The sequence below is a fragment of the Marinomonas phaeophyticola genome (assembly GCF_026966905.1).
Taxonomy (GTDB): Bacteria; Pseudomonadota; Gammaproteobacteria; order Pseudomonadales; family Marinomonadaceae; genus Marinomonas; species Marinomonas phaeophyticola.
On record NZ_JAPUBN010000002.1, the window covers coordinates 1 to 10820 of the forward strand.

Below are 10820 nucleotides of genomic sequence, written 5' to 3' on the forward strand. Positions count from 1 at the left end.
AGATTATAACGATCGAAAGCCACTTTTATAACTCATTTAGGAGTAGAACATGAATTTAACGGGTCAATTATTGATTGGTCAAAATGAGGTCGTTGCTGCAGGCGCGGCTGTTTGGGCGGTTAATCCTGCTACGGGTGAAAAACTTGAGCCAGCGTATCACGGTGGTGGGCATGAGGAAGTTGAACAAGCGTGTAAATTAGCAGAATCGGCAAGTGTGGCCTTCCGTTCTACCTCGTTAGAAGATAGAGCGACTTTCCTAGAGACCATTGCGGCGGAAATTGAAGCCATTGGTGAACCTTTGGTAGAGCGCTGTATGTTGGAAACCGGGTTACCAAAAGCACGCATTGAAGGTGAGCGAGGTAGAACATGTGGACAATTGCGTTTATTTGCATCGGTCGTACGTGCTGGGGAATGGCTGGATGTACGTCTTGAATCGGCCATGCCAGAAAGACAGCCATTACCGCGCGTAGATTTACGCCAACAAAATATCGCTTTAGGTCCGGTTGCTGTCTTTGGTGCGAGCAATTTCCCATTAGCATTTAGTGTCGCCGGTGGTGATACCGCATCGGCTTTTGCAGCAGGGTGTCCTGTAGTTGTGAAAGCGCACTCTGCGCATCCAGGGACATCGGAATTGGTTGGACGTGCGGTGCAAGCCGCAGTAGCAAAGTGCAATCTGCCTGAGGGCGTATTTTCATTGTTATACGGTTCGGGGACGCTTTTAGGGCAAGCCCTGGTTGCGGATTCGCGTATCAAAGCCGTAGGCTTTACCGGTTCTCGCCGTGGTGGTGTTGCTCTAATGAAGATTGCTCAGTCGCGTCCTCAACCCATTCCTGTTTATGCAGAAATGAGCAGTATTAACCCTGTATTCCTATTGCCTCAGGCTCTTGATTCACGGGCAACAAGTCTTGCAGAAGGTTTTATCGGCTCTTTATCTATGGGCGCTGGTCAGTTTTGTACTAATCCAGGGTTGATCCTAGCCGTTCGAGGGGATGCTTTGGATCGTTTTTTAGCCACGGCGAAACAAACTATTGTGAATGTGGCACCACAGACTATGTTAACGGAAGGTATTCATCAGGCGTATGCAAATGGCGTTGAAGCCCTAGCAGGTAATGATAATGTCACTTTACAAGGCTATGGGGAAGCTGGGTCTCAGCCAAACGCTTGTCAAACTGGGCTTTTTAGTACAACAGCAAATCAGTTCTTAGCGGATGAAAGCTTAGGTGATGAAGTGTTTGGTGCGTGTTCCTTGGTGGTGGAATGTGATGATCTAGACCAGATGCGATTGGTAGCGACTCAATTAGAAGGGCAACTGACGGCGACTTTGCAGATGGACGATGAAGATTTAGAGGTTGCTCAAACATTCTTGCCGATCTTAGAAGAGAAAGCCGGTCGTGTTATGGTGAATGGTTGGCCTACAGGTGTTGAAGTGTGCCATGCGATGGTTCATGGCGGCCCATTTCCAGCCACATCCGACGCTCGTTCTAGCTCTGTCGGCAGCTCTGCAATACAGCGTTTTTTAAGACCAGTGTGTTATCAAAACCTACCTCAAGCGCTCTTGCCGGAAGCGCTGCGTGATACGAACCCTGAGAATCTCTCCCGTCTAATGGATGGCAAAAGAGTGGTGACGGTTTAGCTGAGTTAAGGATTGATCTTCACTTTTTATTGGGATTAAAGTATAAGTCACCGTAAATGAGATTAGTAAGCGGACCAGCGTAAAGCTGGGCCGTTTAACGGGTCTATTGATAATAAACTGCCCAAATAATCTTTATCGAGCCGTTATTAAGCTGGGTAGATAGGTTTCTACATCCGTTAATTCTCCTACATGATTAGCAAAGTGTTTGAGGAAGTTATCATAAAAAAATGAGCCTTCTGGAACGGAAGACGGAATTTTCCAAGTGGTTTCACTTGCGCTGTCTAAAGGAGAGGGTAGGGCTCCACCTAAAATAGCAGAAACAGCGAGTATCTTTAAAATTTTCAATTTGATCTTCGTAGGACAATGTTGTAGTCATAAAAATTATGGGAGTGAATCTGATTAAAAACCATACTCTTTATCTTTTAGTCTGCTTTTTTGCATCGATTATTCTAGAGAATAGAGGGATGGTAAAAAGTGAGGAATGTTAATTCCAAATAATCTTTGAATCTAAAGTATAGAAAAGAGTGTTTTATGTGTTGTTTTGATAAATAAGTCCAGACATAATCTACTTTTTTTCATTCGAAAATGCCTATGTTTTTTCTGTATTAATTGTGTATTCATCATTTATGAAAATATAGTTTGAATACTAGTGTTGAAATTTTCTGATCTGAGGTATATTTTGATCAGTAATAAGGACGCTTTTTTATTTCAAATGGATAGTCATATGAGCTGGGATGCTTTTTTAAGGTTGTTAAGATGAGGCCTAGAGATAGGCATAGCACCAACGTATCAGATGGTTATACATCACTTCAATAATACTCATTAGCCAATTAGATCAAATCTAAATTTTCACTTCATTGTTGAGGGTATTTTTATGTACTTAAGACCAGAAATTACTATTTCATCATTAGATGCAGATAGATTGTATAAACTGATTGAAACACTACCTGAGAGTCGCTTTGCAGGAAAGAAAGAGCTTGAAGCGGAGCTTGATCGTGCCAACATTGTTGATCCGGAGGAAGTACCACCAACATTGGTTACTATGAATTCGACGGTTAAATTTATCACCGAGCCATCTCAAGAGGCGTTTACTTTAACCTTGGTTTATCCAAAGGATGCGGATGGTAGTGACGATAAAATATCAATCTGTGCTCCAGTTGGAAGTGCTCTGCTTGGCTTATCTCAAGGCAGTGAAATTGAATGGCCAAAACCGGGTGGAGGGGTACTAAAGGTAAGGATAGAAGAGGTAACCTATCAACCAGAACGAGCAGGTGAATTACATCGTTAGCCAATCTTCGAGCGCTATAGAGGATGGCTAGTTAATACTGCTCTTTGATAACCAAAACTAAGATGATCGCTTGGTTTTGGTTTTTCGTCCGTTGCCTCTTTGTTCGTTTGTTTATGATTAAGGTATAAATATAGAGCCAGACATTTTTTAAGTCTGGAAGGTGTTCCCTTTTAGGCTCTCTTTTCCTTAACTGAAACGGATTTAGCGTCATAAAAGACGCTTATCTTTTTAGATTGTGATGACATTTACTGACAAAAATAAGGTAATGAATTTTATTTTATTATTACCTTATTGCGTCCACTGTTTTTGGCCTCATAAAGCGCGTTATCTGCACGTTTTATGAGGGCCTCAATCGTATCTCCCTTTATTGAGCATGTTAAGCCAAAGCTTGCGGTTTTAGGGGGGATACCATTAAAGTCATGTTTCCAGATGGCTAATCGTAGGGATTCTATTGTGGTTACGACATCGTCAATACTGGATTCGGGGTACAGAACAATAAATTCTTCTCCTCCATATCGTCCGACGAACCCTGTTTCTTTTAAATTGCTTTTGAGGATATTGGCTATTTCGATTAGGACTTGGTCGCCTTTCTGATGTCCATAGGTGTCATTTACTTCTTTAAAGTGATCGATGTCTAGAATAGAAAGACAGAAGTGATGGTCTGTATTATCATGCTTATTAATTTCATCTTGAATCAGTTCTTCAAGTTTTCTTCTATTAAAAAGCTTTGTAAGATTATCCGTAAGGGCAAGTTGGCTGAGTGCTTTGTTTTTTTCTTCAATGTCTTTTTGAGCTTGTTTTAAGAGGGTATTGGCTCTAACAATTTTTCTATTCCAATACATCATTAACAAAATAAGCGTGATAACACCAAGCGAAGCTTTCCAAATAGTTTGATAATTTATACCTTGTTCATATTTGATTGGGATCCATTTTGTTAATATTTTTCGATGAATATCGTTAGTGATATTATTAACTACTTTTTGTAAAATATTTAACAGTGTGGCATCGTCTTTCCTAACGGCAATTGATAGCTTTAAATTTTCTGCAAGCTTCCCCGCTATTTTTAATTCGCCAAAATACTTGCTTTGAAATTCATATCCAATACTGGCTAAAGTGTCAATAAATGCAAAAAGTTGACCATTTTTCACCTGATCTAACCCATCATAGATATCGGTTACTTCGATGATAGTTAAAGATGGGTACTTTTCTCGTAATATATTAACGAAAGCATCACCTTTTATAATGCCAACCTTTTCACCTTCTAAATCTAAAATATGATTAATAAAAGGTACATCTACTTTGGTTGCGACAACTAAAGGAACTTCTAGGTAATGACTGGTAAAATTTAAGTGCTTTTTCCTTTCTGGTGTTTCCATACCTAATGCCAGCATGTCGCATTTTTGCTGTTGTATATAGGTTAATGATTGGTTCCAGCTTTCTGTTTTAACCAGTTCGAATTTTGCGGAAAGCATTTGTTCGAATAGTCGATAATAATCGGCACTCATCCCGGTATGTTCACCTTTTTCGTTTAGTCCCTCAAAAGGCAAGCCACTCGGATTTATGCAATATTTAATTTGATTTGTATTTACATAAGCGGCTTCATTTTTATTTAAATCTATGTGACCACCTGGATACTCCTTGAGAGAACCGATCCATTTGTTGGTTAATACATCCATTTCTTTTTGAGTAATTGACGTAAGCGCTTTTTGCAATATAGAACTTAATAAGGGCTTCTCTGGTAGAACGCCAAAGCGTAAATCCTCTTTAGTTGTATTCGGTAAAATAAGTTCACTTGCGAGGGTGATATTGGTATAAACGTGTTTTTTAATTAGATAATTAATATTGGTTAAATTTTGTATTAATGCATCAATTTTTCCAAAGACTAAATCTTTCGTCAGGTCTTCGTAATTATCATAAAAAACCAAATTCATATTGCCAGACTTCTCCAGCTCCTTAATATAGAAAACATCTTTTAAGACGCCTACTTTTTTCCCCGAAAGACTTTTTAGGCCTTTGTATTCCCCAAAGTTGTCCTTTACAAAAATCATAATTGGAATGTCATAGTAGGCACTAGTAAAGTGAGTAAAAGGCTCTCTAAATTTTTTGTATGAGATACTGGTGATCACATCCACTTCTTTATTTTGAAACGCATTATAGATGGTGGTCCATTTATCGATACGCTTTTCAAAAGTTAAGCCTGTTTTTTTAGATATGATGTCTAATAAATCATGTTCGAAACCGATAGGCTTATCATCTATGTAGTAGGTAAAGGGGGTGAAATCCGGCATCATAGCGACTTTTACAATGGGTGTAGTCTCAATAAATGTTTTTTCATCTTTTGATAACACCAAAGGCTCAGCCATAGATTGTATGGAAAACATTAAGCTAACGCATAGTAGTATCAATATTTTTATCATTTCTGTTCCAGCAAAGTTGGGCTGATTATTGATCCGGTTGGTGATAGTACCTATTACTCTTATGATGACATTATCAAGCAGAATTGCCTAATTTAACCGACTGTAATTCACGTGTCCGATTAAAATGGTTTACATTGATGATTTAACGGTATAGATCAATAAAATATAGATGGTAGGTTGATAGATTATTGGCATTTACTTTACCGTTGTTAGCCGCAATAGTGTCGACATAATAAGGCGAAAGTAACACTAAAAAAAGGTCTGCTGGAGCACTCCAATCTGCTTAGTAGAGGTTACTGAAGCAGAGAGTTACTGAAGCGTTAGTATGAATAATAGAGTATTTATAGGACGATAATACGCTATTTTCTAATCATTCTCTTTCCCTTGGTGCGCCTTCAAACATTCTTATACGGGCATTATTTAGATGATTTTTCATGGCGGATCTGGCGGCGGCGGAATCACCTTCTGTTATCGCAAGTACGATAATTTGATGCTCTTCTTGTACTAGTTGTAAACGTGATTCTGGATGCAGTAATGAGAGATTACGGGTAATGTTAATGCCTCCTTTTATGCTTTTTTCTAGCAATTCTAATACGTTTCTATAAAAGTGATTATTCGCTGCGTCGGTTATGGCGAGATGAAAAGCAAAATCTTCATCGGTTGCTAGCTTATTAGAAGCGTTTGCATCGTTCATGTTTTCATAAGCACTAACAATGGCAGCTAATTGTTTGTCTGTTCTTCGTTCTGCTGCTAATGCGGCCGCTTCTGCTTCGAGGTTAGAGCGGAACTCAAAACACCGTTGAATATCTGCAATGCTGGATATAGGAGAGAACTGTAAAACGGCACTGTCCGGCTTTTTAATGACATAACTGCCAGAGCCACGACGTGAGGTGATCACTTCATCTTCTCTTAATCGAGCAAGTGCTTCTCGTAGAATAGGACGAGAGACATTAAATTCTTTGCATAATTGGGCTTCAGAAGGGAGCTTTGTATTGAGTTCATAGGTGCCGTCCATGATAACAGCTAGGATTTGTTCGTACACCATGGCACCCAATGATTGTTGAGCATTTTTTTGAGTAGAGACCTTACTCATAATGTTTTCACCGATGTTAAATGGAAGCGGTTATAAAAAGTCGTTGTAAATATGTTTACTGTTATTGTTGTACATAAAGTGAGCATCCAACTATTCCTGTTTGGAGTGGATCGCAGAGGCACTGAATGACATCACAATGAGAATATAAACCTTCATTCGTGATTACCCACAACTCTGCAGATCCAAGTCTTAACTGGTTAAATAAGAAACCAGTCATCAATAAACTTATTTTTACAACTTTATCCTCTAGATCAAAGAAACACAAACAAAGCTTTAAAAATAAGGTGTTAGACACCATTTTAACGATGTTTTCATACCCTAAATACGAATAATTAGTAAAAAGTTGTAAAAATTAGTTTGATTTGTAATTTTTTAGCATGTATTGTTTTTCAACACTTTAAAAAAATAAGAGGGTAAGGTGAATGAGTAATACTGAAAAATATCAAATGCTAGACAAAGCTGTTATAGAGCAACTGAACAAGGTATCAACGGCAACCTTGCATACGGCTTTATTCAAAAGAGGACTACGTAATACCTATATTCAAGGTGTTAGTCGAGTTAACAGTAAAAAAGTCAAAATGGTTGGACAGGCATTCACATTACGTTATATCCCTGCAAGAGAAGACCTTGATACGGTTGCGGCCTTTAAAGACCCAGAGCATCCTCAACGGTTGGCTGTTGAGTCAGTGCCTGAAGGTATGATCATGGTTTCTGATTGTCGTCAAGATGCTTCAGCGGCGAGTGCCGGTAGTATTTTGCTGGCTCGTTTGGAGTTTAGAAAATGCGCTGGCTTTGTTTCAGATGCTGGTATCAGAGACTTTGAGGGTGCATCCGCAATGGATATGCCGATTTTTTGTGCAAAACCAAGTGCGCCAACAAACCTAACGAAACACCATGGTGTTGATCTAGAAGTGCCTATCGGTTGTGGTGGTGTGGCGGTTTACCCTGGTGATGTTTTAGTGGGTGATGGCGATGGCATTATTGTTATTCCACTAGAAATTGCTGAAGAAATATCGGAAGAAGCAATCAAAATGGAATTGTTTGAAGATTATGTGATCAACAAAGTTCGCTCTGGTAGTCGAGTTATTGGTCTTTATCCACCAAACGAAGCGGCACAGCAAGAATATAACGAGTTCGCAGCAACAAAGTAATTGTCTTTCGGTTTTAGTGGGGATCCTTTTAATAACTTAGAGAAAGTTTAAAGAAATTCACTGAAATCGACACAGTGTATCCATAACTAATAATAAAAAGAGAAATAGCTATGTTATCTAAAATACTAAAGAACACCTTCATCGGCGCTATTGGTGCCTGCATTTTAAGTTCATCTGTTTTAGCCGCAGATTTCCCATCCAAAGATATTCGTCTGATTGTGCCATGGCCTGCAGGTGGTGGTGCGGATGCTATCTCACGCAAAATTAGTAATATTGCTGAACAAGAACTTCCGAAGTCAATCTATGTCGAAAACATTGGTGGTGCTGTTACTGCCACAGGTTTGATGCAAATGACCCGCTCTCGTCCTGATGGGCATACAGTTGGTGTTCTAACGTATGACAGTGTAATCACTTTACCTCGAGGTAAAATGGTTCCAGGTTATTCGTTAGAAAAAATGCAACCTATTGCGCGTATTACTCGTGAAGCGGATGCGATTGTTGTGTCTAAGCATTCGGGCTTTAACAGCTTTGAAGAATTGATTAATGCGGCTAAAGAAAACCCAAATAGCGTTCGTATTGGTGTAGCGCCAAAAGGATCAGGCCCTTATCTTGCTGTACGTCGTTTAGAAAAACAAACGGGTGTTACTTTTAACGTAATTACCTATCCTGGGTCATCAAGTGCAGAAGCGGAAGCATTACTATCCGGTGAACTTGATGCGGCTATCTCAAGTCTAGGTGATTTCAGCGGTATCATTGGCTCAGGTGATGCAAAGGGCGTCGTTGAATTATCAATTGAACAAAACCCTTCTTTCCCTAGCGTGCCACCTGTTAGTACTTACGGTTACCATTTAGAAACTGGTAGCTTCATCTTATTAGCCGCACCTAAAAATACACCAAAAGAGTCTATTGCTGTATTGGAGTCAGCGTTCAAAAAAGCATTTGAAAGTGAAGAGTTTCAAACTTGGGTAGCCACTGTTGGGGTAACACCTAGTTGGTTAGGTTCCACTGATGTGCAAGCCTGGATCAATGATTTACAGACGAGTACCTTTAAAGTTATGGATGATTTAAACCTATAAAAATTAGACATAACACGCCCTGACGTTATTCAGGGCGTTTACAAGGTAGATGAAGATGTTATTTAAAAAAATTTAGTGTTCTTTTATTTGATTTTTGCGTTTTCCATTGGTTACCTTGTAACCGCGGTTAACCTAGGTAGTCCTATTTCTAATAATAGGCTAGAGCCTTCCTTTTTCCCTTTAGTCTTAGGTTCTTTTGCCGTTTTATTTAGTTCGATTTTACTGTTTAGAGAAATTTCGGCCAATAAAACTCAAGCATCAAAGAGCGAACAGGCATCAATTGATTTAGAAAAAACTGAAGCGGAAATGTCAAAATATGCTCCTCTGTGGATTATGTTGTCGATATTTTCATATATTTTTGCATTTTCACTGGTTGGCTACTTTATTTCCTCCTTCTTGTTTGTTTTGTCGATTATCACCATTTTCTCTAAATGGGAAAAAATGCTCTATAAATCAACCATATCAATAATAATAGTCTTAATTGGGTATCTGATTTTTGAACAGATATTCGGTGTCAGACTCCCGGCTTTGTGGGGGTAAATGATGGAATTTATTAGTCTTGTTGCAAGCAGTTTTGGCATGCTGTTTGACCCTTTGGTTCTTGCGTATATTGTTTCAGGCTTTTTAATCGGAACCATTTTCGCCGCTATTCCTGGATTGACCGCAACACTGGCTTTGGCCTTACTATTGCCGTTAACCTATAGTCTTGATGTCACCACGGCATTGATGGCGTGTGCAAGTATATATATGGCGGGAATGTGCGGCGGTAGTATTACTGCGACAACCATTAATATTCCTGGCGCACCTTCATCTATGATGACTGCGCTTGATGGCTACCCAATGCAACAGCAAGGTAAGGGGGCTTTAGCATTAGGCCATGCGGCTGTTGGCTCTATGGTTGGTGGCGCGCTAGGTGCTCTGTTACTGATTGCGGTTGCACCTTTTGTAGCGGAAGCCTCTCTACTGGTGAAAACAACAGGCAAATTCTCCTTACTTGCTTTTGCTATTGTGGTAATCATTATTGCGCAACGGGGCAAAATGATAAAAGCCGCCATGGCAGCCTGTGTAGGTTTAATGCTTGCGACTGTTGGTTTAGATGCTATGGAACCAGTAACCCGTTTTACTTTTGGATTGGGCGATTTGACCGCTGGTATCGATTTGATGCCTGTTATCATAGGGACATTTGCGATTAGTGAAATTTTAATTCAAGCAAGCTCTTCTATAGATACAAAAAAAGCGGCAGAAGCATTTAGAAAAGTGACTATTCGTCGTCGTGATTTTATTCCACCATTTTCTTCAATTCGCAAAATAGGTGTAGTTTGTTATGTGAAATCCAGCTTGATCGGTTATTTTGTCGGGACCTTGCCCGGTGCTGGTGGTTCGATGGGCAGCTTCCTTGCGTATGCCGAAACGGTTCGAACCTCTTCTGAACCTGACAGTTTTGGTAAAGGTAACCCGAAAGGTATTGCCGCGTCTGAAAGTGCCAATAATGCGGTATGTGGTGGTGCTTTAGTGCCTATGCTGACGTTTGGTATTCCTGGCGATCCTATTACGGCGATCATGCTTGGAGTTTTAGTAATTAATGGTATTCAACCTGGACCACAATTGATGGCAGGTCAAGCGGATCTAATTGCACCTATGTTGGCTTCCTTGCTATTTAGTGCGGTTGTTCTAATACCTTTTACCTTGTTCTTACTGGGACCTTATTTTATAAAAATTGTCTCAATTCGCAAAGATGTCTTATATGGCGTGATTGCATTGCTAGCTGTTGTTGGCAGTTATGTAGCGACTTATTCCATTTTCCAAATGATGATGGCATTGGTATTAGGTATTTTGGCTTATTATTTAAGAAAGAATAATTTCCCTATTATCACTTTGTTATTAGGCTTCATTCTCGGCCCTAACTTAGAGGAGTTCCTACGTCGTTCATTAGCACTTTCAAATGGCAATCCACTTACCTTTGTGACGAATTTAGACAGTCTATTCTTTATTCTTTTAACCTTGGTGTTTGTCTACTTTTTAGCCATAAAGAAACCATTAAAAAGTCCGGTAAACAGTGTAACGAGTAAAGCCGAAAACAAGGCATAAATAAAAAGGGCTGACATATTCCTCGTCAGCCCTTTTAAAATTTTTAACGGTGCTATTCATCATCTAATCAAAGA

General features: G+C 39.5%; 9 protein-coding genes. 6 read left to right on the forward strand and 3 right to left on the reverse strand.

Annotated features, from left to right (window positions below):
* Window positions 1–49: 49 nt before the first annotated feature.
* Window positions 50–1633 carry an aldehyde dehydrogenase (NADP(+)) gene (locus tag O1D97_RS00355; RefSeq protein WP_269121785.1) on the forward strand — a complete coding sequence of 528 codons (1584 nt, stop codon included), beginning with the start codon at window positions 50–52 and terminating at the stop codon, window positions 1631–1633.
* 132 nt (window positions 1634–1765) lie between these two features.
* Here O1D97_RS00355 and O1D97_RS00360 read toward each other — a convergent pair whose 3' ends face one another.
* Window positions 1766–1978, reverse strand: coding sequence for a hypothetical protein (locus O1D97_RS00360; RefSeq protein ID WP_269121781.1), 213 nt, complete (start codon window positions 1976–1978; stop codon window positions 1766–1768).
* 529 nt (window positions 1979–2507) lie between these two features.
* Between O1D97_RS00360 and rnk the strand changes: the two genes are divergently transcribed.
* Window positions 2508–2921 (forward strand): nucleoside diphosphate kinase regulator, encoded by a 414-nt coding sequence (rnk, locus tag O1D97_RS00365; protein ID WP_269121782.1) that lies wholly within the window; start codon window positions 2508–2510, stop codon window positions 2919–2921.
* A gap of 272 nt (window positions 2922–3193) precedes the next feature.
* Here rnk and O1D97_RS00370 read toward each other — a convergent pair whose 3' ends face one another.
* Both O1D97_RS00370 and O1D97_RS00375 read right to left on the reverse strand, forming a co-directional pair.
* Complete coding sequence (locus O1D97_RS00370) at window positions 3194–5284, reverse strand: transporter substrate-binding domain-containing diguanylate cyclase (RefSeq protein WP_269121787.1); 2091 nt, start codon at window positions 5282–5284, stop codon at window positions 3194–3196.
* 424 nt (window positions 5285–5708) lie between these two features.
* Window positions 5709–6431 carry a FadR/GntR family transcriptional regulator gene (locus O1D97_RS00375; protein WP_269121789.1) on the reverse strand — a complete coding sequence of 241 codons (723 nt, stop codon included), beginning with the start codon at window positions 6429–6431 and terminating at the stop codon, window positions 5709–5711.
* A gap of 422 nt (window positions 6432–6853) precedes the next feature.
* Between O1D97_RS00375 and O1D97_RS00380 the strand changes: the two genes are divergently transcribed.
* The 4 genes from O1D97_RS00380 to O1D97_RS00395 all read left to right on the forward strand — a co-directional run bounded on the left by O1D97_RS00380 (window position 6854) and on the right by O1D97_RS00395 (window position 10746).
* Window positions 6854–7582: a ribonuclease activity regulator RraA gene (locus O1D97_RS00380; RefSeq protein WP_269121790.1), complete on the forward strand. Its 729-nt coding sequence runs from the start codon at window positions 6854–6856 to the stop codon at window positions 7580–7582.
* 110 nt (window positions 7583–7692) lie between these two features.
* Window positions 7693–8658, forward strand: coding sequence for a Bug family tripartite tricarboxylate transporter substrate binding protein (locus O1D97_RS00385; RefSeq protein WP_269121792.1), 966 nt, complete (start codon window positions 7693–7695; stop codon window positions 8656–8658).
* An 87-nt stretch (window positions 8659–8745) separates the two neighbouring features.
* On the forward strand, window positions 8746–9198 hold the full coding sequence (locus O1D97_RS00390) for a tripartite tricarboxylate transporter TctB family protein (protein ID WP_269121793.1): 453 nt from the start codon (window positions 8746–8748) through the stop codon (window positions 9196–9198).
* Window positions 9199–9201: 3 nt separating this feature from the next.
* Window positions 9202–10746: a tripartite tricarboxylate transporter permease gene (locus O1D97_RS00395; RefSeq protein WP_269121795.1), complete on the forward strand. Its 1545-nt coding sequence runs from the start codon at window positions 9202–9204 to the stop codon at window positions 10744–10746.
* Window positions 10747–10820 lie beyond the last annotated feature (74 nt).